Annotated in this window: 25 protein-coding genes; 9 read left to right on the forward strand and 16 right to left on the reverse strand. The window is 53.4% G+C overall.

Going from position 1 to position 23,137, the window contains the following annotated elements:
* Positions 1–155 precede the first annotated feature (155 nt).
* From AYI87_RS19770 to trmJ, 14 genes are all read right to left on the reverse strand, one after another.
* A complete protein-coding gene (locus tag AYI87_RS19770) occupies positions 156–2,885 on the reverse strand; it encodes a FimV/HubP family polar landmark protein (RefSeq protein WP_144204348.1) in 2,730 nt (909 codons plus the stop codon).
* 200 nt (positions 2,886–3,085) lie between these two features.
* The gene (locus AYI87_RS19775; RefSeq protein ID WP_144204349.1) at positions 3,086–4,102 is read right to left on the reverse strand and encodes an aspartate-semialdehyde dehydrogenase; all 1,017 of its coding nucleotides are present in this window, start codon (positions 4,100–4,102) and stop codon (positions 3,086–3,088) included.
* A 2-nt stretch (positions 4,103–4,104) separates the two neighbouring features.
* The gene (locus AYI87_RS19780) at positions 4,105–5,235 is read right to left on the reverse strand and encodes a 4-phosphoerythronate dehydrogenase (RefSeq protein WP_144204350.1); all 1,131 of its coding nucleotides are present in this window, start codon (positions 5,233–5,235) and stop codon (positions 4,105–4,107) included.
* A 118-nt stretch (positions 5,236–5,353) separates the two neighbouring features.
* Positions 5,354–5,785 (reverse strand): nucleoside-diphosphate kinase, encoded by a 432-nt coding sequence (gene ndk / locus AYI87_RS19785; protein WP_011866107.1) that lies wholly within the window; start codon positions 5,783–5,785, stop codon positions 5,354–5,356.
* A gap of 201 nt (positions 5,786–5,986) precedes the next feature.
* Positions 5,987–6,178, reverse strand: a complete 192-nt coding sequence (iscX, locus tag AYI87_RS19790; protein ID WP_144204351.1) for a Fe-S cluster assembly protein IscX — start codon at positions 6,176–6,178, stop codon at positions 5,987–5,989.
* A gap of 119 nt (positions 6,179–6,297) precedes the next feature.
* Complete coding sequence (gene fdx / locus AYI87_RS19795) at positions 6,298–6,633, reverse strand: ISC system 2Fe-2S type ferredoxin (RefSeq protein WP_011866109.1); 336 nt, start codon at positions 6,631–6,633, stop codon at positions 6,298–6,300.
* 8 nt (positions 6,634–6,641) lie between these two features.
* On the reverse strand, positions 6,642–8,504 hold the full coding sequence (gene hscA / locus AYI87_RS19800) for a Fe-S protein assembly chaperone HscA (RefSeq protein WP_144204352.1): 1,863 nt from the start codon (positions 8,502–8,504) through the stop codon (positions 6,642–6,644).
* Between the two features lie 72 nt (positions 8,505–8,576).
* On the reverse strand, positions 8,577–9,098 hold the full coding sequence (hscB, locus tag AYI87_RS19805; protein ID WP_144204353.1) for a co-chaperone HscB: 522 nt from the start codon (positions 9,096–9,098) through the stop codon (positions 8,577–8,579).
* Between the two features lie 15 nt (positions 9,099–9,113).
* Positions 9,114–9,437 carry an iron-sulfur cluster assembly protein IscA gene (gene iscA, locus AYI87_RS19810; RefSeq protein ID WP_011866112.1) on the reverse strand — a complete coding sequence of 108 codons (324 nt, stop codon included), beginning with the start codon at positions 9,435–9,437 and terminating at the stop codon, positions 9,114–9,116.
* 14 nt (positions 9,438–9,451) lie between these two features.
* Positions 9,452–9,835, reverse strand: coding sequence for a Fe-S cluster assembly scaffold IscU (gene iscU / locus AYI87_RS19815; protein ID WP_011866113.1), 384 nt, complete (start codon positions 9,833–9,835; stop codon positions 9,452–9,454).
* A 36-nt stretch (positions 9,836–9,871) separates the two neighbouring features.
* Positions 9,872–11,086 (reverse strand): IscS subfamily cysteine desulfurase, encoded by a 1,215-nt coding sequence (locus AYI87_RS19820; RefSeq protein ID WP_011866114.1) that lies wholly within the window; start codon positions 11,084–11,086, stop codon positions 9,872–9,874.
* Positions 11,087–11,163: 77 nt separating this feature from the next.
* The gene (gene iscR / locus AYI87_RS19825) at positions 11,164–11,625 is read right to left on the reverse strand and encodes a Fe-S cluster assembly transcriptional regulator IscR (RefSeq protein ID WP_011866115.1); all 462 of its coding nucleotides are present in this window, start codon (positions 11,623–11,625) and stop codon (positions 11,164–11,166) included.
* Positions 11,626–11,821: 196 nt separating this feature from the next.
* Positions 11,822–12,643 carry a serine O-acetyltransferase gene (gene cysE / locus AYI87_RS19830; RefSeq protein ID WP_011866116.1) on the reverse strand — a complete coding sequence of 274 codons (822 nt, stop codon included), beginning with the start codon at positions 12,641–12,643 and terminating at the stop codon, positions 11,822–11,824.
* A gap of 4 nt (positions 12,644–12,647) precedes the next feature.
* Positions 12,648–13,406, reverse strand: coding sequence for a tRNA (cytosine(32)/uridine(32)-2'-O)-methyltransferase TrmJ (trmJ, locus tag AYI87_RS19835; protein ID WP_144204354.1), 759 nt, complete (start codon positions 13,404–13,406; stop codon positions 12,648–12,650).
* Positions 13,407–13,563: 157 nt separating this feature from the next.
* Between trmJ and suhB the strand changes: the two genes are divergently transcribed.
* From suhB to AYI87_RS19865, 6 genes are all read left to right on the forward strand, one after another.
* Complete coding sequence (gene suhB, locus AYI87_RS19840) at positions 13,564–14,367, forward strand: inositol-1-monophosphatase (RefSeq protein WP_144204355.1); 804 nt, start codon at positions 13,564–13,566, stop codon at positions 14,365–14,367.
* Positions 14,368–14,709: 342 nt separating this feature from the next.
* Positions 14,710–15,882, forward strand: coding sequence for an NnrS family protein (locus AYI87_RS19845; RefSeq protein ID WP_144204356.1), 1,173 nt, complete (start codon positions 14,710–14,712; stop codon positions 15,880–15,882).
* A gap of 108 nt (positions 15,883–15,990) precedes the next feature.
* The gene (locus AYI87_RS19850) at positions 15,991–16,395 is read left to right on the forward strand and encodes a phosphate-starvation-inducible protein PsiE (protein WP_011866120.1); all 405 of its coding nucleotides are present in this window, start codon (positions 15,991–15,993) and stop codon (positions 16,393–16,395) included.
* 304 nt (positions 16,396–16,699) lie between these two features.
* Positions 16,700–17,002, forward strand: coding sequence for a PilZ domain-containing protein (locus tag AYI87_RS19855; RefSeq protein WP_144204357.1), 303 nt, complete (start codon positions 16,700–16,702; stop codon positions 17,000–17,002).
* A gap of 113 nt (positions 17,003–17,115) precedes the next feature.
* Positions 17,116–17,784 (forward strand): AAA family ATPase, encoded by a 669-nt coding sequence (locus AYI87_RS19860; RefSeq protein WP_144204358.1) that lies wholly within the window; start codon positions 17,116–17,118, stop codon positions 17,782–17,784.
* A complete protein-coding gene (locus AYI87_RS19865; protein ID WP_144204359.1) occupies positions 17,771–18,115 on the forward strand; it encodes a replication protein RepA in 345 nt (114 codons plus the stop codon). Before AYI87_RS19860 ends, AYI87_RS19865 begins: the two co-directional genes overlap by 14 nt.
* 7 nt (positions 18,116–18,122) lie before the next feature.
* Here AYI87_RS19865 and AYI87_RS19870 read toward each other — a convergent pair whose 3' ends face one another.
* Positions 18,123–18,365 (reverse strand): YecH family metal-binding protein, encoded by a 243-nt coding sequence (locus AYI87_RS19870; RefSeq protein ID WP_041406649.1) that lies wholly within the window; start codon positions 18,363–18,365, stop codon positions 18,123–18,125.
* 157 nt (positions 18,366–18,522) lie between these two features.
* On the opposite strand from AYI87_RS19870, the gene AYI87_RS19875 reads away from it, so the two are divergent.
* The 3 genes from AYI87_RS19875 to AYI87_RS19885 all read left to right on the forward strand — a co-directional run bounded on the left by AYI87_RS19875 (position 18,523) and on the right by AYI87_RS19885 (position 22,483).
* Positions 18,523–20,220, forward strand: coding sequence for a sensor histidine kinase (locus AYI87_RS19875; RefSeq protein ID WP_144204360.1), 1,698 nt, complete (start codon positions 18,523–18,525; stop codon positions 20,218–20,220).
* Positions 20,217–20,927, forward strand: a complete 711-nt coding sequence (gene btsR, locus AYI87_RS19880; protein WP_144204361.1) for a two-component system response regulator BtsR — start codon at positions 20,217–20,219, stop codon at positions 20,925–20,927. Before AYI87_RS19875 ends, btsR begins: the two co-directional genes overlap by 4 nt.
* Before the next feature lie 119 nt (positions 20,928–21,046).
* Positions 21,047–22,483: a carbon starvation protein A gene (locus tag AYI87_RS19885; protein WP_011866127.1), complete on the forward strand. Its 1,437-nt coding sequence runs from the start codon at positions 21,047–21,049 to the stop codon at positions 22,481–22,483.
* 112 nt (positions 22,484–22,595) lie between these two features.
* Here AYI87_RS19885 and AYI87_RS19890 read toward each other — a convergent pair whose 3' ends face one another.
* A complete protein-coding gene (locus tag AYI87_RS19890) occupies positions 22,596–23,135 on the reverse strand; it encodes a YaeQ family protein (RefSeq protein WP_144204362.1) in 540 nt (179 codons plus the stop codon).
* Positions 23,136–23,137 lie beyond the last annotated feature (2 nt).

Here is a 23,137-nt window from a genome sequence, read left to right on the forward strand (position 1 = left end):
AACAAACAACTGTGAGTATCTAGCATGAGCACTCTACGGGCATAGCCCAGAAGGAACGATCACCACCTCCATAGGAGGTGGTTTCAGATTGCCAAAAAAAACGGCGCCTAAGCACCGTTTTTCAAATCGCTTTTCTATTTTAGAGCTCGTCAGGATTAGAGCTCGTCTAGCAGCTTCTTGGCTTCCTGCTGCTGACGCTCGTTGCCGTCCAGCTCGACCTCTTTAAGCAGCGCCTTAGCGCTGTCCATGTCGTCGATCTCGATATAGGCGCGGGCCAGATCCAGCTTGGCGTTGACGGCATTCTCTTCGTCGTCCACATCGACCATGGAGGCGTTGCCCATCAGGCTATCGAGCTCACCCATGTCGACATCCAGCTCCTTGTACTTATCGACATCCAGCTGCTCCTCGTCGGCCTCATTGAGCAGTCTATCGATATCGATAAAGCCGTTATCTTGTTGGAAGGCGGTCAGGTCGTGCTCGGGCACGGCTGCTCTGGCCGGACGCTTATTCTCCGCCGCATCCAGGGCTGCCAAGGCCTGATCAACGGTTAGATTATCGTCATCGTCCAGCTGCAGCGAGATAGCGTCGTCATCGTCCTCAACCTGAGTCTCTTGGGCGCTTGGCGCGTCGCTAGTCAAGGCGGATTCCCACTCCAGCATGTTATCGCTGCTGCGCTTGTTCCCCTTGAGATCACCGAAGAAGCCCGATTCGCCCTTTTCGACCTTAGGCTCTTCCGCCTCTTCGACCGATTCAAGATCGGCGAGCAGTGCGTCGAGATCCACCTCGCCGTCATCTTCGGCCTTAATCTCTTCCTCAGCTTCTAGCTCTACAGCCGGCTTATCTTCACCCAGGTCGAACTCGAGCGGCGCATTACCGGCCGGCTTACTCTCTTCCTGGCTATCTTGCTGAGAGCCTGCTTCCAGCTCTGCGGCTAACTCGGCGGCAACGTCAAGTTCTGGCCCCGTCTCCTCAGGTGCAGCCTCCTCAACTTCAGCCTCGGCGAACTCAAGATCGGCGACGTCGGCTTCTGGCTCGCTTGCCGATGCAGCAGGTTCGAATTCGGCCAGTAAGGCATCAAGATCCGCCTCTTCAACCTCATCGTTTTCTTCCTCAAGCTCGGCGGCGATCTGACGAGCAATCTCATCATCCTCGCTATCGGACGCTTGGGCAGCGGGCTCGGCATCGAATCCTGCCAGCAAGGCATCGAGATCTGTCTCATCGACATCGCCCTCATCGCCCTTGGCCTCGATCGCCTCCTCAAGCTCCTGAGCAATCTCATCGGCCAAGGTTTCCTCGGACGCCGCTGTCGCTTCAGGCTCGGCGGCTTCTTCTGGCTTAATCTCTTCAGAGCGAGTCTCTTCTGCGCGAGTCTCTTCTTCTACGTAAGTCTCGTCGTTCACAGTTTCTGCCGGCAGGTCAAACTCCGCCAGCAGCGCATCCAAGTCTTCCTCTTTGGCGTCTTCGCTTGGTGTTTCTTGCTCAAATTCGGCCAGCAGTTCGTCGAGATCTGTCTCTGCGGTCGCCTCTTCTTCCTCAAGAACTGGCGCCTCGAAGGCAGTCTCTTCGATGCTCTTCTCTTCAGCATGTTCCTCTTCGACTGGCGCTTCTTGCGGCGCGTCCAGTTCGGCAAGCAGGCTGTCGAGATCATCTTCCTCAGTTGTCTTGGCTTCTTCCTGCTCCTGTTCACCCATGGCCTCGGCCCAGAGATCGTCCAGCGATTGACCTTCATCCTCAATCGGTGACATCACCTGCTCATCACCCGCATCCACTACCATCTCGGCAGCTTCTTGGGGCAACTCTTCACTCAGATCCGCCTCAGGCTTTAATTGGGTCTCGTCGACCTTCATCAAGGAATCCAGCGAATCGGCCTCATCATCTGTATCCAGATGCACAGCCATCATCTCTTCACTATCTTCAGGTGCTGGCGCGACAGGCTTATCGTCCATAGGTGGCGTCACAGGCGCGTTCGACTCGACCGCCTCGCTCTTGTTATTGCGACGCTTGATAAATAGCCATACCAATACCAATAGCAATAGTGCTGGAATGGCCGCGAACAGACCGAGATAGAGCGGGTTGTCCATCATGGTGCGCCAGCTGTCGTCCACCTCTTTGGGCTTAGCCGGCTGGGTCGCGGCGGCCAGCTGCTGACGAAGCTGCTCGACTTCGCTGTTTAGCTGTGCCTTCTGCTCCTTTTGTACCAGCAGCGCCTCTTCCAGCTCGGCGATACGGCTGCTTTGTTCATCTATCTTGGCCTGCAGCATCTCGCTGTCATTGTTGCCCAGGTTTAACTTATCCTGTGCCCTGGCCAACTCATCGGTGAGCGACAGGTTCTTGGCCTGCTCGGCCTCAAGCTTGGCGGTTAACGCCTCGATCTGCTTCTGCTGCTCGGCGCTAGGCTTATCAGCCTGAACCATCTCTGGCTGACTAGCTTCTGCCGCCTGAGCCTGTTTAGTCGGTGTCACTACCGGCTTAGGCTTTGCAGCCGTCTGTGGCTTCTGACGCCAGCCTTTATCGTTACTCTCTGCCTGCTGTTTAGCCAGGCTCTTAGGAATAGCCAGCATCACCTCTTTAGATGGGATCAGCAGGATCATCCCTTTCTCTAGGCTGTTGTAGTTGTCGCTGGTAAAAGCATGAGGATTGGCTTCATAAATCGCTGCCATCACCTGATAGATAGTCACACTCGCATCGGGACGGGTTTTCTGCGCAATACTCCAGAAGGTATCGGATGCCGTAGTTGGGCCATATTGGCGCAGGGTCTGGCGACTTTCACCATCTGGACCGGTAATATTGAGAGGTTCTGCGGCAGATAAAAGACCCGAAGTCGACGAGAGAACAAGCAGTGCGCTGGCTAGCAAACCAGCAAGATGCGATGTGCGAAAGTTCATCAATTCTTCCCTTTCAAGCGATGATGGACTGCCATTTGGCAGTGTGCTTTAGGCAATTGTATTTATTGAGATTACTATAAACCAGTTTTAGGTGACCTGCTACTGTTCACATTTCAAAAACAAGTGATCACACAAAAAAAGCCTGCAAACTGCAGGCTTTTTCTCCACTTATGCGCTACTTCACCCGCTAGGGCTGGCTATCAGTAGTAGTCTCTGACCAAGACTTCGGCTATCTGTACGCTGTTAAGCGCAGCGCCTTTTCTAATGTTATCAGACACAACCCAGAGGTTGATACCGTTAGGGTGAGAGATATCTTCGCGCACACGGCCCACGTATACAGGGTCGGTTCCTGCCGCTTCGGTCACCGCCGTTGGATACTCTTCGTTAGACTCGAACAGCTCCACGCCAGGCGCATCACGCAACACGGCCTTAACATCGTCGGCACTCACCGGCTGCACCGTTTCGATATGTACCGCCTCAGAGTGACCATAGAATACCGGCACACGTACCGCAGTTGGGTTAACCACTATCTGGTCATCACCGAAGATCTTCTGGGTTTCCCAGACCATCTTCATCTCTTCTTTTGTATAGCCGTTGTCCATAAACTTATCGATCTGCGGCAACACGTTAAAGGCGATCTGCTTAGGATAGGCCTTAGGCTCTACTGGCAGCCCCTGCAGTAGCTTGGCGCACTGATTGGCCAGCTCTTCGATCGCCTGCTTGCCCGAACCAGATACCGACTGGTAGGTCGCTACATTGATGCGAGAGATCCCATAAGCATCATAGATAGGCTTAAGAGCAACCAACATCTGGATAGTCGAGCAATTCGGGTTGGCGATGATGTTGCGATTACGGAAATCGGCGATCGCCTGTGGGTTCACCTCAGGAACGACCAGAGGGATATCGATGTCGTAACGGAAGTGCGAGGTGTTATCGATCACCACACAACCATGTTCGGCGGCGATGGGGGCCCACTTCGCCGACACGTCACCGCCCGCCGAGAAGAAACCTATCTGCGCCTGAGACCAATCGAAGGTCTCCACATCCAAAATTTCGACCTGTTTACCATGGAAAGTTACCGTGTCGCCCGCACTACGACTACTGGCCAGAGGATACAAGTTGGCAACGGGAAAGTTGCGCTCTTCGAGGATCTCAATCATTGTTTGACCCACGGCTCCCGATGCACCTAAAACGACGACGTTAAATTCCTGCGACATAATTACAGACCGACTCCTGAAAAACCTAATTCGAGCAACCAATCTACATCAGAACCCGCGGTATTGGCTAGCATTAACGCGCTAAATTCACGTCGATGCTTATGATTTTTTCTCATCAGGTCGAAGCCTTTGTTATTTTGAAAGCGCTGGCGAAACAGTTCGTCGTCGTCGCGTAGGTCATAGACCAGACGCACCAGGCTGAGCAAGGCCTTTTCATCGGGCACAGACAAGGGTGACAACTGATGACTCCAGAGCACTGGCAACAGGCTGGCAAGCGACTTGTCCACCGCCCTGCCCAGCTGCGCCATCAAGGCCAGATACAGCATAAAGGTGCCGCGGGCCTTGCCCTCCAGGCTATAGCCGGCGATGTGAGGGGTGGCTACCTCAACCAGTGGCACCAACTCAGGCAGTGGCAGAGGCTCCCCCTCCCATACATCCAGCACCAGCTTGAGATCGCTGCGCTGCTGTTTCACCTCGATAAGCGCACGGTTATCGATCACCTCGCCGCGGCAGCAGTTCAGCAGCCAGGTGTCTTCAGCGAGTGTGTTAAGGCGCGCCTTGTCAAACAGATAGTGGGTGGGATACTCGCCATCTCGAGTCAGGGGCACATGCAGGGAGATCACATCGCAGCACTCAATAAGCGTATCTAACGAGACAAACTCTCGGTCATCACCACTTTGTTCAAGTAAGGGATCGTTAAGCAGGGCCTTCACCCCATAGGCCTCAAGGCACTTTTGCAGCGCCGTGCCCGTATTACCCGCGCCGACTATGCCGACCGTCTTGTCCTTAAGCGGACTGTGAAAGCGCCTTGCCAGCTCCAGCATGGCATTGAAGGCGTACTCACCGACGGCCACCGCATTACAGCCCGGTGCATTGGTGCAGAAGATGCCGCGCTGCTTAAGATAGTCCAAGTCCAGATGGTCCATGCCTATAGTGGCGCTGCCCACGAAGGAGAGCCTGTCGCAGCCGTCCAGTAGGCTCTTATTCACCTTAGTGACGGAGCGCACTAGCAGCACATCGGCATCTTTTACCTGAGCCTGGGTCAGGGTGCGGCCATCGACCATCACCACCTCACCAAGATCGGCAAACAGGGCTTCGACATAGGGCATGTTTTCATCGGCTACAATTTTCATCGACTTCTCTTCACAGTTTACTTAGGGCTATTTTGCCGCACTATTTTTTTGCAGTAAATTTCGGGCACAAAAAAGGAGCCCTAAGGCTCCTTTTCGAGTGTTTTGCATCGGACTCGGATTAACGAGTACGTGGACAAAGTTCTTCAGCGCTGAAGAAGTAAGCGATTTCACGCTCTGCAGAAGCAACGGCGTCAGAACCGTGAACGGCGTTCTCGTCGATGCTGTCAGCGAAATCAGCACGCAGAGTGCCACGAGCCGCTTCAGCTGGGTTAGTTGCACCCATGATTTCACGGTTAGCCAGAACAGCGTTTTCGCCTTCCAGAACTTGAACCATGATAGGACCAGAAGTCATGAACTCAACCAGTGCGCCGAAGAAAGGACGCTCGCTGTGCTCGGCGTAGAAACCTTCAGCTTGTTCTTTGCTTAGGTGAACCATTTTAGAAGCGATGATTTTCAGGCCAGCGGTTTCAAAACGGTTGTAGATAGCACCGATGTGGTTTTTAGCAACGGCATCAGGCTTGATGATAGAAAAAGTACGTTCGATAGCCATGTCTAGCTTCCTTCATTAAACAGGTTTTTAAAAATTCGCGCGGATTATACGAAATTAAATCCGAAAAACCTACCTTTATAGCGAGATGAATGAGACATTCATCAAACCGTCATCTAGGCTGGCGCGATCCGGCTAGCAAACTGGCATGTACAAATCGAAACCAAGTAGTCAGCGAGCGAGACTTTAAACCTCGATACAGGCTCAGTACTCGTTGATCCAGCAGGCCTGAATCGCCTCCAGGATCCGCTCATTGCAATGGTTGGGATCGTCGTCAAACTCATCCAGCGCCAGGATCCATTCCCGCAGATCGGTAAAGCGGATCTTGGTGGGATCCACATCGGGATGAGCCTCAAGCAGACTGAGTGCCACATCGAGAGAATCTATCCATTTCATTGTCTTACCTCTATCGCAAATGCTTATCCCTTAAGTTTAGCCCCTTGGCAGATGGCGGGATCAAAAAAGCCGGTCTGATAGACCGGCTTTCTTTGAGATTGCTAATACATTAATCAGGCTTAGCCTTCACTCACCATGTTGATAGTGTATTTAGGGATCTCTACCACGAGATCGCTGTCAGGTACCTTAGACTGGCAGGACAGACGGCTCTCAGGCTCCAGGCCCCAGGCCTTATCCAGCATGTCATCTTCCAGCTCATCGCTCTCTTCGAGCTCATCGAAGCCTTCACGAATGATCACATGACAAGTGGTACAGGCACAGGATTTCTCACAGGCGTGTTCTATGGTGATGCCGTTACGCAGCGCCACATCCAGCACAGTCTCGCCCACCTGGGCCTCGACTACCGCGCCGTCCGGGCATAACTCTTCATGGGGTAAAAAAACTATCTGAGGCATATTGTTACCTATATATTGTCAACCGACTGGCCCTTGAGCGCCAATCGAATGGAATTATCCATACGTTTCGCGGCAAAGTCCTGGCTGGCATCATCCAGCGCAGCAATTGCCTTCTCGATGGCGTCAGTATCAGACTGACTCGCCACCTGTGCCAAATTGGCCATGCCCGCCTGGATAGTCGCCGCTTCCGCTTCGTCCAGCAGATCGCCATCTTTGGCCAGCGCCGCCGACAGGGACTCTAACACCCTGGCCGCTTCCACCTGCTGCTCCGCTAACATGCGGCGCTCGATATCCTCTTTGGCATGGGCCATCGAATCTTTGAGCATGGTGCCGATCTCTTCATCGGTCAGCCCGAAGGAAGGCTTCACCTGAATGCTCGCTTGCACGCCAGAAGATTTCTCCATGGCGGTCACGCTGAGCAAGCCATCGGCATCGACCTGGAAGGTGACACGAATATGCGCCGCGCCGGCCGCCATAGGCGGAATGCCCTTGAGGGTAAAGCGTGCCAAGGAGCGACAATCGGCCACCAGCTCACGCTCGCCCTGCACCACATGAAATGCCATGGCCGTCTGACCATCCTTAAAGGTGGTGAACTCCTGGGCACGGGCGACCGGAATCGTAGTGTTACGAGACACCACCTTTTCCACCAGGCCACCCATGGTTTCGATACCCAGCGACAGCGGGATAACATCCAGCAGTAGCAGATCAGATTCTGGCTTGTTACCCACCAGAATATCGGCTTGAATCGCGGCGCCAATGGCCACCACGCGATCGGGGTCGATTGAGGTCAAAGGCGCCTTACCGAAGAAGCCTTCGACACGTTCACGCACCAGAGGCACACGGGTCGAGCCACCCACCATCACGGTTTCCAGCACTTCATCATTGCTGATCCCCGCATCACGGAGCGCGCGGCGACAGCTGGCGATGGTCTTCTTCACCAGAGATTCGATCAAGGCGTCAAACTGCGCCTTGTCGACAACTTGTTCATGCACTGTGCCCTGCTCCAGGGTCAGACTCGCAGTCACGCTGGCCTGTTCGGTCAGGGCCTCTTTCACGCGGCGACTCTCGATTAAGAGTGCGCGGCGCTCACTGGCGGTAAGGCTGCTGAGTTGCCAGCTACTCTGCAGATGTTCGGCCAGGGCGTGGTCGAAGTCATCGCCACCCAGCGCCGAGTCGCCGCCGGTCGCCAGAACCTCAAACACACCTTTATTCAGGCGCAGAATCGAGATATCGAAGGTACCACCACCTAGGTCATAGATGGCAATCACCCCTTCCTGGCCCGAGTCCAGACCATATGCGATAGCCGCCGCCGTCGGCTCGTTGAGCAGACGCAGCACCTTGACACCAAGCAGGTTTGCCGCCTCTTTGGTGCCCTGACGCTGGGCGTCATCGAAATAGGCCGGCACTGTGATCACCACGCCTTCTAAAGCACCACCAAGGGTCTTCTCGGCGCGATCAACTAGTGGCCTTAAGATGTCGGCAGAGATCTGAATGGGATTAAATTGCCCCGCCTGAGTATTGAACAGTGGCAGGCCATTTTCGCTGGCAGAGAAATGATAAGGTAGCGAGGCATCCTTGGCCTGAATATCACTCAGGCTGCGGCCCATGAAACGCTTCACCGAGACCACGGTATTGAGTGGGTCCTGGGCGGAGAAACGCTCGGCATCCACGCCAACCTGCACTCCGTCTTCGCTGTAACGCACAACGGAAGCCAGGGCATGACGACCAGATTCGTCGGCCAGGGTATCGGCTGCGCCGCTGCGCACGGCCGCCACCAGTGAGTTGGTCGTACCTAAGTCAATGCCTACCGCCAGCCTGTGCTGGTGCGGCGCGGCGCTCTGTCCGGGTTCAGCGATCTGCAAAAGTGCCATATCTTTCCAACTTAAAAAAATAAAGGCTCAGTCGACCGCAATCGACGACAGAGCCATAAAAAACATTCGCGCTTAAAAGAGAGCGTCTTCGGCTCGCTCGAGTTCAGCCTGCAACTTATCCATAAACTTGAGTTTACGCACCAGGTCGGCGGCCTGCTCCAAGACTGAAGCCTCTTCACTGCCTATCTTTTGTGCCAGCTGCGCCGTGATGTCGCTGCGATACTCGCCAAATGATTGATGCAGGTGCTCGATAGCCTCGTCGGGATCGTCACTATCGGCAATCTCCTCGAGCGCCTCACGCCACTCCATCTGCTGCATTAAAAACATTGTGTCTTTAACCGTGGTGGATTCGTGGCTGAGGTCGATTCCCTTGAGGCTGAGCATGTGCTCGGCGCGCGAGATGGGATGTTTCAGGGTGTTATAACCATCGTTGACCTGGGCGGTGTGCTGCACCGCCAGGCGCTTGTCCTGCTCGCTGGCATTAGCAAACTTGTCAGGGTGCACCGCACGCTGCAGTTCGCGATACCGCTCTGAAAGCACAGCGGTATCTAGCTCAAACGATGGCGATAAACTAAACAACTCAAAATAGTTCATGTATCTCGATTCGCTCTAAACGGTGAAGCTCTCGCCGCAGCCACACTCCCCTTTCGCATTGGGGTTGTTGAACTGGAAGCCCTCGTTGAGCCCCTCTTTGACGAAATCTAACTCGATCCCTTGCAGGTAGATGAAGCTCTTGGCATCGATGATGATTTTCACCCCATCGATCTCATAAACTTCATCGTCGTCGTTGAGTTCGTCGACGAACTCCAGCACGTATGCCATGCCGGAGCAGCCGGACGTCTTCAGTCCCAAACGTAATCCGATACCTTTACCGCGGTTGGCCAAGAAGCTTCTTACTCGATCGGCCGCCGCCGGTGTCATCGTTATTGCCATTATTACTCCGACTATTACTTTTCGTGCTTAGCCTTGTACTCGTCTAACGCTGCCTTGATGGCGTCTTCAGCCAAGATTGAGCAGTGAATTTTCACCGGCGGTAGGGCAAGCTCTTCAGCAATATCCGTATTTTTAATCGCTTGTGCTTCTTCAATCGTCTTACCCTTCACCCATTCGGTGACCAGAGAGCTAGACGCGATAGCGCTACCACAGCCGTAAGTCTTGAACTTGGCATCTTCGATGATACCGTTGTCGTCGATCTTCAGCTGAAGCTTCATGACGTCACCACAGGCAGGCGCACCTACCATGCCGGTAACCACTGAAGGGTCGTTCTTGTCGAATGAACCTACGTTACGCGGGTTCTCATAATGATCTATTACTTTTTCACTGTAAGCCATGATTCTGCTCCAATCTCTATTCGTTTATCGGCCGGATTAATGGTGTGCCCACTGCACTGTTGACAGGTCAACACCATCTTTAAACATCTCCCACAATGGAGACATCTCTCTCAACTGACCGATAGACTTGGTAATGGTCTCGATCGCATGGTCAATCTCCTCTTCAGTCGTGAAACGACCGATAGAGAAACGGATTGAGCTGTGCGCCATTTCATCGTCTAATCCTAATGCACGAAGCACATAGCTAGGCTCTAAACTTGCTGAGGTACAGGCAGAACCAGAAGAGACCGCCAGATCTTTCAGCGCCATCATCAAAGACTCACCTTCGACGAAGTTAAAGCTGACGTTCAGGCTGCCGCAGTATCTTTGCTCTGCATCACCGTTGATATAGGTTTCTTCGATATGCTTGATGCCGTCCCACAGTCTGTCGCGCAGACGACGGATACGGGCGTTATCGCTTTCCATGTCGGCCTTGGCAATCGCCGCCGCTTCACCCATGCCGACAATTTGGTGAGTCGCCAGGGTACCACTGCGCATGCCACGCTCGTGTCCACCACCGTGCATAGTCGCTTCCAGACGAATACGTGGCTTACGACGGACATACAGGGCGCCAATGCCTTTAGGGCCGTACATCTTGTGCGCCGAGATTGACATGAGGTCAACCTTGCTCTTTTGCAGGTCGATAGGTAGCTTGCCGGCGCTCTGAGCCGCATCCACGTGGAAGATCACCTTCTTGGCACGGCATAGCTCGCCGATGGCGTCGATATCGTGGATCACGCCGATCTCATTGTTAACATGCATCAGGCTGAGCAGTATGGTGTCTTCACGCATCGCCGCTTCGAGCTTCTCGATAGGGATGATGCCGTTTGACTCTGGCTCAAGGTAAGTCACCTCGAAACCTTCACGCTCTAGCTGACGACAGGTGTCCAGCACGGCCTTATGTTCTGTCTTGCTGGTGATGATGTGCTTGCCTTTCTTATGATAAAAATGCGCAACACCCTTGATGGCCAGGTTGTCAGACTCGGTAGCACCCGAGGTGAAGACGATCTCGCGTGGATCGGCGTTGATCAGCTCGGCGACCTGGTTACGGGCGATATCCACCGCCTCTTCGGCCTGCCAGCCGTAACGGTGAGAACGTGAAGCGGGGTTACCAAAAATCCCGTCCATCGTCATGTATTGCATCATTTTCTCTGCCACGCGCGGATCGACCGGCGTCGTAGCAGCATAATCTAAATAAATAGGAAGCTTCATCTCACACTCCGTACTGAGTAGTCATGGCGCGACCACTTAACCACGTACATATAGTAATAATTAATAACAAAGTTAACTTACAGGGTTACCCTTTGTTCCTGTTGCATCTTGTCTTGCTTGATTGAGATAAATTGCACATCTCGCTTGTTCATCAGACCCGCAAGGCTAATGCCATTTAAAAAATCTGAAATCTGTTTGCTCAAATCGCCCCAGAGCGAATGGGTTAAACATCGAGTACCGCTCTGACAATTTCCCAAACCTTGACAACGTGTGGCGTCGACCGACTCATCTACCGCCCGAACCACCATGCCCACGGAGATGTCGCTGGCGTCGAAACCGAGACGATAACCGCCACCGGGTCCTCTGACGCTGGAGACTAAACCATGCTTACGTAATTTAGCGAAGAGTTGTTCAAGATAGGAAAGGGAGATTCCCTGACGCTCGGAGATGTCAGCTAATGGGACCGGGCCAGAAGTAGAATGCATTGCAACGTCTAACATTGCCGTTACCGCATACCGACCTTTTGAAGTTAGTTTCATAGCTACCACTGCTCTCTAAAATGCTTAGGGCAATTCAACCATACTTGACTGTTTTAGTCAAGTATAAAACCTAGCAGATTAGTCAGGTATTAAGGACGTTATCGGAAACAGGAAATACCCTGCTTCGTTGCTGGGGTATTTAACCTGTTTCAAGGCAAAGATTCAACGCTCAGAGGGCAATAAATCTCACTCTTTATTAAATAATGGGATCAAACTCATCAATCGCCTGCTGGCGCTTCTCGGCCGCGGCCTGCTCGGCGTCGCTAAATTCACCCACCTCAAGCTCAGGAAGGCGCTCGGTACAGACGCTGCCGCCCATGCTCTGCACGGCCTGACACACCTCTTGCACCTTAGAGTCCATCAGGTGCATATGATCCAGCATCTTGCCGATGGCATTGGCCACAGGGTCTGGATTATCGGGCGATACCGCATAGGCATCGAAGCCATACTTCTTAGCCATCTCGGTGCGGCGCTGAACATGCTCCTTGGCCTCTTCGCTGGGTCTGGCCACCTCACGCGCTGGGATCCCCACTACAGTGGTATCTTTTGGCACCTCTTTGACCACCACAGAGTTTGAGCCGACACGCGCCCCATCGTGCATAGTGATCGGCCCCAAGATCTTGGCGCCAGCGCCAACCACCACATTGTTGCCCAGGGTCGGGTGACGTTTTCCCGCCTGCCAGGTCGTTCCCCCAAGGGTGACGCCATGGTAAAGGGTACAATCGTTACCTATCTCGGCGGTCTCACCTATTACCACGCCCATGCCGTGGTCGATAAAGAAACGGTCACCTATGGTGGCGCCCGGATGGATCTCCACCCCGGTAAGCCAACGAGAGAAGGTAGAGATCATGCGCGCGGTGAGACACCACTTGGCTTTCCAAAGCTTATGGCTGACGCGGTGGATCCAAATCGCCTGCATGCCAGGATAGTTGAGCAGGATCTCTAGGGTACCGTTTGCCGCCGGGTCTCTGTGATAGATGGAGGCTATGTCATCTTTAATTCTGGAAATCACGCCCATGGCTCTATTCTTCCTTCGTTGACTGTGCGTCTTGTGTGGCCTGCTGTGCCAATTCAACCTTCTTATCGACCGAGGTCAGGATACCGCGGAGGATGTTCATCTCCTGACTTTCAATTCTCGCCCGGCTAAAGAGACGTCTGAGCTTAGTCATCACCTGCCCCGGATGTTGCTTAATGATAAATCCGGTCGACAGCAGCGTCTTCTCCAGATGAACGAAGAAATTTTCCTGCTCCTTGGCCAGGGGATACGCCTGCACCTCTACCGCCTCGGGCTCCATAGCGAGGTGCGCCACACGCGCCTCATAACAGATGATCTGCACCGCCTGGGCCAGGTTAAGCGAGGTATACTCAGGATTGGCCGGTATGGTCACATGATAGTTGCACTTTTGCAGTTCGTCGTTGCTCAGACCATTACTCTCGCGGCCAAAGACGATGGCCACTGGGCCGTTAACGGCGGCGCCGGCGAGTTTCTCACCCGCCTGACGGGGATCCAGCATAGGCCAGTCCAGGGTTCGGCTACGGGCACTGGTGGCGATCACCAGGCTGCAATCTGCGATGGCATCTTCCAGACAATCGACGGTCACCGCATGTTTAAGGATATCCGACGCCCCGGCGGCAAGCGCCACAGACTGGCCATCGGGTGCCACCTTAGGCTCGGCGAGATAAAGCGTGGAAAGACCCATGGTTTTCATGGCACGGGCGGTTGAACCTATATTACCTGGATGAGTGGTTCCTACGAGAACGACACGAATATTGCTAAGCATGAAACAAGTTTGATTTCTTTCTATAGAACAGTGGATTGATGGTATCACAGCGTAAGGGGATCCCTTAATATAAAAATCTATATTTGATATAACGCTTAAAAAGCGTATAATACGCGCCGATTATTTATATCTGTTCTTTAACATCCAGGGGATTGTAATGCATCCGATGCAGACCATCGCCGTGCGCGCCGCTCGCGCCGCCGGCCAAACGATTATGCGTGCCTATACCGAACTCGACCGTGTAGAAGTTAGCACAAAAGGTATCAATGACTACGTGACTAACGTAGATAAAGAAGCAGAAGCTGCAATTACATATCAAATCCGCAAGTCGTACCCGGACCACACCATAGTTGGTGAAGAAAATGGTGAGAACAAGGGTCAAAACAGCGACTATTTGTGGATTGTCGATCCTCTGGATGGCACTAACAACTTTGTTAGAGGCATCCCTCATTTCGCGGTATCTATTGCCGTACAACACAAAGGCAAGACCGAAGTTGCCGTCGTCTACGATCCTGTTCGTGACGAGCTGTTCACTGCCGTGCGCGGTAAAGGCGCCAAGCTAAATGATTTCCGTATCCGCGTGAGCAAGGCGAGCGATCTCGATGAGGCCATCGTAGGTACAGGTTTCCCCTTCAAGGCGAAGCAACACACTGAAACTTACATGAAACTTTTTGCTTCTACCTTTAGCCAATGTGCCGATCTGCGCCGTGCAGGTTCTGCCGCCCTGGATCTGGCTTACGTAGCAGCGGGTCGTATGGACGCTTTCTTCGAGATCGGTCTCAAGCCTTGGGATATCGCCGCTGGCGACCTGATCGTCCGTGAAGCTGGCGGTACAGTTACCGACTTTACCGGCAACCATGGCTACATGGGTTCAGGCAACATCATCGCAGGTAGCCCTAAGGCGACTGTTGCCATGGTGAAGAGCTTCCGCCCTCTGCTGAGCGATGCCCTTAAGCGTTAATCCCCGGATTAAATAGCATCGCACGCTAAAGACCGCCTTCATGGCGGTTTTTTTATGTCTGAATTTTAAGGCATCTGTTAATTGATTTTGTTTATGTCTATGAATAGCGCTTTCTCTAGGTCTATCCTGCATTCAACCATCAGTTGCCATAAGCTTTCCTCAAGGGTGCGCACTGTTAAAAGCTGCCACGCGAAAAATGCTAGGCGAAGAAACCGCCTTCATTCAAAGCCGGTGCCCTGATTCAATCGATATTCATTAAAAGCTAGCGGCGCTTATTTACATGCATATAAATTACACCTTATAATACCCGACATAATTACTCGGATATTTAATGAGACGCGTATGCTTAACATCGACGAACCCGCCCATCTCCAACCCAAACTCGCCCTGCTGCGTTTGGGATTTCGTCCCTTCTTCCTGTTTGGCGCCCTGTTCAGCCTGGTCGCCCTGGCGCTGTGGGGAAGCTTTCTCACCGGTCGTCTCGGCTTCACGCCCCATGGTAATCCACTATGGTGGCACGGCCATGAGATGTTATTCGGCTTCGTGATGGCGATTGTCGCTGGCTTCCTGTTGACCGCTTCACAGACCTGGACCGGCCAGAAGAGTATCAAGGGCTGGCCTCTGGGCGCCCTCTTCCTGCTATGGCTGGCGCCGCGCATCTTGCTGGCAAACAATCAATGGGGCACGTTTGAGGTGGTCGCCATGCTGGATCTGCTTTTTGCTCCGGCGGCCGCACTGGTATTGGCGAGACAAGTGATCGCCGTCAGACAATGGCGCAACTTTGCCTTCATCCCCATTCTCCTCCTGCTGACAGTAGCCAACGCCCTGAGTTACTACGGCGTCAGCAGCCATAACAGCCTGCTGGTATCCCACGCCTTTCATGGCGCCACCATCTTGATGGTCACCATAGTGGCCCTCATCGGTGGTCGGGTTATCCCCTTCTTCACCGACAGAGCCACTCAGTGGCAGCGACTCGACAATATCTCCTGGCTGGAGAAGCTCACCTTCGTCAGCCTGATGGCGCTCTTTATCGCCATGCTTATCGGTCAGCCACTTGCAATAATGCTCTGCGCCGCCGTGGCCGGGCTCACCCTGCTGGTGCGCTGGTCTCGTTGGGGCGTGCAGTCTACCTTTGGCGTGCCACTGCTCTGGTCGCTACACCTGAGCTATCTCTGCATCCCTGTGGGTCTACTGCTGATCGCTGTAGGGGCCAGCGTCTCTGCCGGTTTGCATGCCATGACGGTGGGGGGACTGGGTGGTATGATCCTGGCGATGATGGCCAGGGTCTCGCTAGGTCACACGGGTCGTAACCTCTTGCCACCTAAGGTAATGACGGGCGCCTTCGCCTTGATCCTTATCTCGACCATCACCCGGGTCTTGGCCAGCCTGTTCCCGACGCAGTTTATGCTCTGGCTGACTATAGCGATGGTCGCCTGGATCTTCGCCTTTGGCACCTTCGTTATCTGCTATGCCCCCATTTTGCTCACGCCAAGGATAGATGGCAGACCGGGCTAGGCGCCTAACAGAGGCTAAAGCGTCAGATTGTGAAAAGCATCACACCCAGACGCTGGCGTAGCGCTCAATACTTGTTACCATCTATAAAAACACTATTGAGCGCTATTTATGGGAAAACTCTACACGCAATATGGCTCTAAAAGCCTCAAAGCAATAGAACATTTTGTTTTAATTATCATCGCCATCGCCACCATAGTGGCCATAGGGCAAGAGATAGCGCATATCATCAAGATGGGAGAGGTGGCGCTGGCTGATCTGCTGCTACTCTTCATCTATCTCGAGGTGCTGGCCATGGTGGCCAACTATGCCGAATCGGGTAAGTTGCCGGTGCGAATGCCGCTCTATATCGCCATCGTCGCTTTGGCCCGTTATCTGATTCTCGATATGAAGGGAATGGAAGACTGGCGCATTCTGGCCATATCTGTATCAACCTTGGTACTCGCCAGCACGGTTATCGTGATCCGCTGGGGTCAGCTAAAGCTCCCCTATCCTCGTAAAGAGGACGACCACTAGCCTGTTTAAGAGCCAGTGAGCTCTAGGCAGGCAATGGCCAGCAAGTTATGGGGCGGTAAGCTATTAAGACGGTAAGCGCCGCCCCTCTTATCACAAAATGCCTGACTCGGCCGACACACGTAAATCCCTCAAGCGTCACTGCGCGCCTATTCACTCCTTATCGCTCCTCACTAGCCGGTTTACCCCATCAGCTCGCCTGCAAATAACTAACCGTTATTCATGTTGTTATAACTATTATTTCCCTCATAAACTGTGCTACGTTTAAAAGGCTTTACCCCTATCTCTAACAGCAAGGAATACTCTGATGGATCAAAGCCACGAAGATTTTGAAGAACGCCGTCAATCCCTGCGGGTTGACATGGAAGCCGAACGCATCCTGATCTCATGGACAGATGGCTTAGGTGTGGTGCACACAGATGATGCTATCTGTATGGATCTGGCACGTCGTGGTGTGCTGATTGAATACAAGCAGGCCTTTACCCTGGGCGAACTGCTCACCGTCACCTTCAATCCCAATACAGATAAACAAAACAGCATCAAGGCTCAGGTGTGTCGCTGCAGCGAATGTGGCCCGCACCGTTTCCAGGTTGCGATGCAAATTATTTAGCCTTTTCAGTGAACTAAAAACGGGAGTTCAGGCAGTATCCATAACTCTGTTCTATACTAAACAGCACAAGTTCTGCGACATAAACCAGTGCCAATGCTTGAGGGAGACACGCTATGATTCTGCTTGTTGGGGGTGAGAAAGGCGGCGCGGGCAAGAGTTGCCTGGCCCAGAATATCGCCGTACATATCACTCAAAAATACAATGCCAATGTATTAATGGTCGACTGTGATCCCCAGCGCACCACCTCAGACTGGATCCAGGCCCGTAACGAAGATGCCAGTCTGCCCGCGATCAACTGTATTCAACTGTACGGTAAAATTCGTAATGATCTGCTTGGGTTAGACCAAAGGTTCGACTATGTGATCGTAGACTGTGGCGGTCAGGATAACCTGGCGATGCGCGCGGCCATGTCGGTAGCCACCTATGTGGTGCTGCCACTCAGGCCCAAGCGGCGGGATCTCAAGACCCTCCCCCATATGGAAGATATGCTCAGCACCTGTAAGATGGTTAACCCTAAGATGGTTGCAACCGTGGTGATGACACAATGTCCTGCGCTGCCCAGCCAATATAAACGCATATTGGAGGCCAAAGAGGTGGTTGAGTCGTTCGGGCTCAGGGTGCTGGACGCGGTAACCTTTAGCCGCAACGTCTACGATGACAGTGAAGAACAGGGATCGTCGGTCATCGAAATCGAACCGGATGGAAAAGCCGCCGCCGAGATACGTGCTATCGCAGACGAACTGTTTGCGATACCACCAGAAAATTCCTATGAGCTTAACTGATCTTAAACGTCGTAAATCCAAACCTCGCAAGAAATTGTCGGTTGAAGAATTTATCGAGGATGCCAACAACTATGCATTTGGTCAGCCGAGCCTTTCCAATCGCGTCAAAAAGTCACGCAAAACCAACACCACGGTCAACCAGAAGAAGCAGGCGAGCCGCATCTTTCGCCACGCCACCTTCACCCTGACCGAGGCCAGCATAGCCCAGCTCAATACCCTGGCGAAGGAGAGCAAGGTCGCCAAGTCTCGGCTGATCCGTATGATGATCACCGAGTTCGCCAGAAAATCCAAGGCCGAGCTACAAGCCCTGATAGAGCTCAGCCAAGACTAATCATTCGTTAGTGATTACAGATACGATCGGCTGCGGTGGCTATCCCCTCGGCCGACTCGGTAAACTTACCCTTACGCTCGAGAAACGCGATCAGCTCCTGGGCGTCCATCTCGCTGGCCGAGCAAGTATGATAACGAGCCTGCTCACCAAACTCCTTATGCATGAGCTGAGTCAGCTCCCCCTTAGATATTGCGCGGCCCAAGGACAACATAAGTTCCATCACCTGATGGCCATGAATTGAATCTGACATACTCTTCCTAAAAGATATAAAATAGATGTCACTTTATAACCTATCTCGGTAGCAGAAACTTTGATCCCGTGCGCAAAGCCCACCCTTGTCCTAAAACCAGCGCCAGTGCTATGCTGAGGATCACTAAGGCCTCTCCCACACGAGTACCCAAGTTTCTATGCCTTTGATCCTCTTGCTGACCCAACAGATGTGCCTCTACCTGGTCATAGTGTACCTGCTGAGTAAGACACCGCTGTTTAAGTTGTTTGCCGAGACCGCAACTCGACTGCCCCATAAGATCTACATCTATCTTATCTTCTCGGGTTTCTGCATCATGGCCACCTATTTTGGTGAGCAGACCAACGACGCCATCGCCAATACCCGCGCCATGGGCGCCGTGCTCGGTGGCCTGTTAGGTGGACCGGTTACCGGCTTTTTGGTGGGCTTAACCGGCGGCCTGCACAGATACAGCATGGGCGGCTTTACCGACTTGGCCTGCGCCATCTCCACCACGTTAGAGGGTCTATCGGCGGGCATAGTCGGTTATTACCTGCGAAAGCAAAACCGCAGCGAGATGGTCTATGCGCCGCTGCTGGTCGCCCTGGTCACCTTCTCGGCCGAGATGCTACAGATGGCGCTGATCCTGGCCATCGCCAAGCCCTATGGTGATGCCCTAGCCCTGGTGAAACAGATAGCCCTGCCCATGTTGACGGTCAACTCCATCGGCGCCGCCCTCTTCATGAGCATGGTGCGGGATCAGAAGACCATGTTCGACAAGCTCTCCTCAGCCTTCTCCACCAAGGCGCTTAAGATTGCCGAGCGCAGCGTCGGGATCCTCTCCAAGGGATTCGATCAGGAGGGCAGCACTAAGGTGGCGCAGATCATATTGGAGGAGACTAATGTCGGCGCGGTGGCGATCACCGATAGAGAAAAACTACTGGCGTTTATCGGCATCGGCGACGATCATCATATTCCCGGCACGCCCATTTCATCTAAGATCACCCAAGATGCCATAGAACAGAACTGTGTCATGTTCGCCGACGGTGTGGAGACCCCCTATGCCTGCTCCATCTCGCCTCAGTGTCGCCTTGGCTCCAGCCTGGTGATCCCCCTGAGGTGCGAGTCTGAAGTGATAGGCACCATCAAACTCTATGAGCCCAAGAATAAGCTGTTTCTCAACATTAACCGCACGCTAGGTGAAGGGATCGCCAGGCTGATGAGTAACCAGATCCTCTACGGTCGCTATGAGCTGCAACAAAGCCTGCTGACTCAGGCTGAGCTCAAGCTGCTGCAGGCGCAGGTCAATCCCCATTTTCTGTTTAACGCGCTCAACACCATCGCCGCCATCATAAGCAAGGATCCCCTGATGGCGCGGCAGCTGCTGCAACACCTATCGCAGTTTTTGCGCATCAACCTCAAGCGCACCACAGGCCTGGTGACCCTCAGCGATGAGCTGGAACATATCGACGCCTACCTCACCATAGAGAAGGCAAGATTTATCGATAAGCTCAGCGTGCATATCGACATTCCAGCCACGCTGCACCATTACCGCCTACCGGCCTTTACCCTGCAGCCCATCATAGAAAATGCGGTGAAGCATGGAACCTCGCACCTGCTGGAACCCGGAGAAATCTGGGTCAGTGGCAGAGCCGAGCAAGATTTATTAGTATTGGAAGTAAGAGATAATGCAGGTCTGTATCGCGAAGAGCTCAATACAGACACCTCAGGATTAGGTATGTCCATCGTCCATAAGCGGATCCAGAGCCTGTTTGGCCCTAATTATGGCGTTAAGATCAACTGCGAGAAGGACCGTTTTACTCAAGTCATTATTACCCTGCCGCTAAATGATGCGGCACAAACGGAACCCACAGCGTGATCACTTGCTTAATTATCGATGATGAACCCTTTGCCCGCGAAGCCCTCAACGACCAACTCAAGATCTATCCCGATCTCGAAGTGATAGGCCAATGCAGCAACGCCATCGAGGGGATGCAGGCCATAGGCAAACTCAAACCGCAGCTTATTTTCGTCGATATTCAGATGCCCAAGATAAGCGGGCTCGAGATGGTGGCCATGTTGGATCCCGACAGCATGCCCAGGGTGGTGTTTGTCACCGCCTTTGATGAATACGCCATCAAGGCCTTCGACAACCATGCCTTCGACTATCTGCTCAAACCCGTGGACGAGGCGCGCCTGGCCACCACGATTTCCAGGGTGCGCCGAGACCTGCACCAGGTGCCACTCGATGCCGTGCTGCCCACCCAGCTCGAACATGTCCCCTGTTACTGCGGTAACCGTCTCAAGGTGATCAACGTCGAAGAGGTGGAGTTTGCCTTTAGCGATCTCAGCGGCATCCATGTCACCACGGCGCAGGAGCAGGTGCACACCCATCTGACCCTCAAGGTGCTGGAGGAGAAGACAGATCTGGTGCGTTGCCACAAGCAGTATCTGGTCTCACCCCAGGCGATCAGCGAGATAGTGATCTTAGAAAACGGCGCCGAGGTCCTGACCCACTCGGGTAAGACGGTCCCCGTCTCCCGCCGCTTCCTGAAACCGATAAAACAGCTCTTCGGCTTTCACTAATACAGTTACCGGCTCGATTTTACCGCTTAATCTGCTTATTCGACCACTCACCTAAATGTCGGTTTCCTTAAATTGCCGACAGGTTACACTCTTGTTAACTTTAAATGGGAGTACTAATTATGATGTGGTTTCTAATGTGTGTCGGCCTGCTACTCGGCGGATACTTCATCTACGGTAAGTTTGTTGAGAAGGTGTTCGGTATCAATACCGCTCGCCAAACCCCCGCCTTTACCAAGACAGACGGCGTCGACTATGTGCCTATGTCAAAAGGTAAGGTCTACCTGATCCAGCTGCTGAACATTGCTGGCGTCGGCCCCATCTTCGGCCCTATCTTAGGTGCCCTCTATGGTCCAGCCGCCATGCTGTGGATCGTGATCGGTTGTATCTTCGCCGGTGCGGTGCACGACTACTTCTCTGGCATGCTGTCGGTGCGCAACAATGGCCAGTCTGTGCCAAACCTTGCCGGTAAGTACCTGGGCAACAGCGCCAAGCACTTCATGAACGTGTTTGCCATCATACTCCTACTGCTAGTGGGCGTGGTCTTTATCTCGGCGCCAGCTGGCCTCCTAGGCAAGTTGACCGGTTGGGACGTTAGCCTATTCCTAGGCATTATCTTCACCTACTATCTGATCGCCACTATCGTGCCGGTCGACAAGATCATTGGTCGCCTCTATCCTTTCTTCGGCGCCCTGCTGCTGTTCATGTCTGTGGGTCTGACCATAGCACTGATCGTCTCTAGCGAGCACACCCTGCTGCCAGGTTTCAGCGCCGGTGACTTCCTGTCTAACCTGAACCCTAACGACATGCCTCTCTGGCCTGCCTTGTTCATCACCATCGCCTGTGGCGCCGTATCTGGCTTCCACGCCACTCAGTCACCGCTGATGGCTCGCTGTGTCGAGAATGAGTCTAATGGCCGTTTCGTGTTCTACGGTGCCATGATAGGTGAAGGTATTATCGCCCTGATCTGGTGTGCTATCGCCCTGTCATTCTTCGGCGGCGTAGAAGGTCTGAATGCCGGCATGGCGGGTAACCCTGCAAACGTTGTGTATGAAGCTTCTACCGGCCTGCTAGGCGCTGTGGGTGGATTCATGGCTATCCTGGGTGTGATTGTTCTCCCTATCACCTCTGGCGATACCGCATTCCGCTCTGCACGTCTGATCTTGTCTGAGTTCTTCAAGATGCCACAGACTGCATTGCCTAAGCGTCTGGTCCTGGCTATCCCACTGTTTGTGATTGGTGCGATTCTGACTCAGGTCGACTTCGGGGTGATCTGGCGTTACTTCGGTGTGGCTAACCAGACCACAGCCGTGATGATGCTTTGGACCGCTTCTGCCTACCTGCTGCGTCATAACAAGCTGCACTGGATCTGTACCGTACCGGCCATGTTCATGACCACAGTGGTTATTAGCTTCCTGCTGAACTCTGCCACCTTAGGTGCAGGCCTACCTATGACGGTTTCTACCATTGCCGGTGTGGTATCGACCTTGGTAATTACCGCACTCATCATAGTGAAGACTAAGGGCCGCGGCGAAGAAGAGTTACCAGAAGAAGCCTAAACACTCCGTAACATCCCCCAAAGTAAAAAACCAGTCGCAAGACTGGTTTTTTTATGCCGGTATCTGTGACGCTCACAACACCAATCGTTTTAGCGCTAAACGCCAGAGCGTATTATCCCTTTAGCTGCTCAGGGGTAATATGCACGCTGCCGCTATCGTTGGAGAGCCACACCTCACCCTCGCTGATATTGTATTGCAGGCTCATGTTGCGACTAACCATCTCGCCCATCGCCTTCACCTGCTCTTCGGGCAAGTTCCACACCGCAAGATTCTGATAACGGCTGAGAGCCTGCTCATTTTGCTGCCACCAGATAGGCACGGCGCGGCCGCCATAGGTATAGAGCAACACCCTATCGGCGCGGCTGCTGGCCTTTCTCAGCCACTTCTCATCGCTCTGACCAAACTCGATCCACAGCTCTATCTCGTCGCTCAAGGATTTCTGCCACAGCTCGGGCTCCCCCTCGACGCACAGCCCCTTGCTAAAGGCCAGGGTGTCGCTGGCGTTCAGGGCAAAGGCCAGCAGCCTGACCATCATGCGGGCATCGGTTTCGGATGGGTGTTGTGAAAGCGTGAGGGAGTGATCTTGATAGTAGCCACGATCCATGTCGGCAATCTGCAGCTGCACTTTATAAACGGTTGCTTTGGGCGCCATAA

The sequence above is a fragment of the Shewanella sp. KCT genome, assembly GCF_007636505.1.
Lineage (GTDB): Bacteria > Pseudomonadota > Gammaproteobacteria > Enterobacterales > Shewanellaceae > Shewanella > Shewanella halotolerans.

What these genes read in the sequence shown, in the direction of transcription:
- AYI87_RS19780 (WP_144204350.1), bottom strand. Translation starts at nt 5,235, where the DNA reads ATGAAAATTGTAGCCGATGAAAACATGCCCTATGTCGAAGCCCTGTTT.
- iscA (WP_011866112.1), bottom strand. Translation starts at nt 9,437, where the DNA reads ATGGCAATAACGATGACACCGGCGGCGGCCGATCGAGTAAGAAGCTTC.
- AYI87_RS19870 (WP_041406649.1), bottom strand. Translation starts at nt 18,365, where the DNA reads ATGTCAGATTCAATTCATGGCCATCAGGTGATGGAACTTATGTTGTCC.
- suhB (WP_144204355.1), top strand. Translation starts at nt 13,564, where the DNA reads ATGCATCCGATGCAGACCATCGCCGTGCGCGCCGCTCGCGCCGCCGGC.
- iscR (WP_011866115.1), bottom strand. Translation starts at nt 11,625, where the DNA reads ATGAAACTAACTTCAAAAGGTCGGTATGCGGTAACGGCAATGTTAGAC.
- AYI87_RS19855 (WP_144204357.1), top strand. Translation starts at nt 16,700, where the DNA reads ATGGATCAAAGCCACGAAGATTTTGAAGAACGCCGTCAATCCCTGCGG.
- AYI87_RS19850 (WP_011866120.1), top strand. Translation starts at nt 15,991, where the DNA reads ATGGGAAAACTCTACACGCAATATGGCTCTAAAAGCCTCAAAGCAATA.
- trmJ (WP_144204354.1), bottom strand. Translation starts at nt 13,406, where the DNA reads ATGCTTAGCAATATTCGTGTCGTTCTCGTAGGAACCACTCATCCAGGT.
- hscB (WP_144204353.1), bottom strand. Translation starts at nt 9,098, where the DNA reads ATGAACTATTTTGAGTTGTTTAGTTTATCGCCATCGTTTGAGCTAGAT.
- AYI87_RS19875 (WP_144204360.1), top strand. Translation starts at nt 18,523, where the DNA reads ATGCCTTTGATCCTCTTGCTGACCCAACAGATGTGCCTCTACCTGGTC.
- AYI87_RS19820 (WP_011866114.1), bottom strand. Translation starts at nt 11,086, where the DNA reads ATGAAGCTTCCTATTTATTTAGATTATGCTGCTACGACGCCGGTCGAT.
- AYI87_RS19865 (WP_144204359.1), top strand. Translation starts at nt 17,771, where the DNA reads ATGAGCTTAACTGATCTTAAACGTCGTAAATCCAAACCTCGCAAGAAA.
- iscU (WP_011866113.1), bottom strand. Translation starts at nt 9,835, where the DNA reads ATGGCTTACAGTGAAAAAGTAATAGATCATTATGAGAACCCGCGTAAC.
- AYI87_RS19775 (WP_144204349.1), bottom strand. Translation starts at nt 4,102, where the DNA reads ATGTCGCAGGAATTTAACGTCGTCGTTTTAGGTGCATCGGGAGCCGTG.
- ndk (WP_011866107.1), bottom strand. Translation starts at nt 5,785, where the DNA reads ATGGCTATCGAACGTACTTTTTCTATCATCAAGCCTGATGCCGTTGCT.
- hscA (WP_144204352.1), bottom strand. Translation starts at nt 8,504, where the DNA reads ATGGCACTTTTGCAGATCGCTGAACCCGGACAGAGCGCCGCGCCGCAC.
- AYI87_RS19770 (WP_144204348.1), bottom strand. Translation starts at nt 2,885, where the DNA reads ATGAACTTTCGCACATCGCATCTTGCTGGTTTGCTAGCCAGCGCACTG.
- AYI87_RS19845 (WP_144204356.1), top strand. Translation starts at nt 14,710, where the DNA reads ATGCTTAACATCGACGAACCCGCCCATCTCCAACCCAAACTCGCCCTG.
- cysE (WP_011866116.1), bottom strand. Translation starts at nt 12,643, where the DNA reads ATGGGCGTGATTTCCAGAATTAAAGATGACATAGCCTCCATCTATCAC.
- AYI87_RS19885 (WP_011866127.1), top strand. Translation starts at nt 21,047, where the DNA reads ATGATGTGGTTTCTAATGTGTGTCGGCCTGCTACTCGGCGGATACTTC.
- iscX (WP_144204351.1), bottom strand. Translation starts at nt 6,178, where the DNA reads ATGAAATGGATAGATTCTCTCGATGTGGCACTCAGTCTGCTTGAGGCT.
- AYI87_RS19890 (WP_144204362.1), bottom strand. Translation starts at nt 23,135, where the DNA reads ATGGCGCCCAAAGCAACCGTTTATAAAGTGCAGCTGCAGATTGCCGAC.
- AYI87_RS19860 (WP_144204358.1), top strand. Translation starts at nt 17,116, where the DNA reads ATGATTCTGCTTGTTGGGGGTGAGAAAGGCGGCGCGGGCAAGAGTTGC.
- fdx (WP_011866109.1), bottom strand. Translation starts at nt 6,633, where the DNA reads ATGCCTCAGATAGTTTTTTTACCCCATGAAGAGTTATGCCCGGACGGC.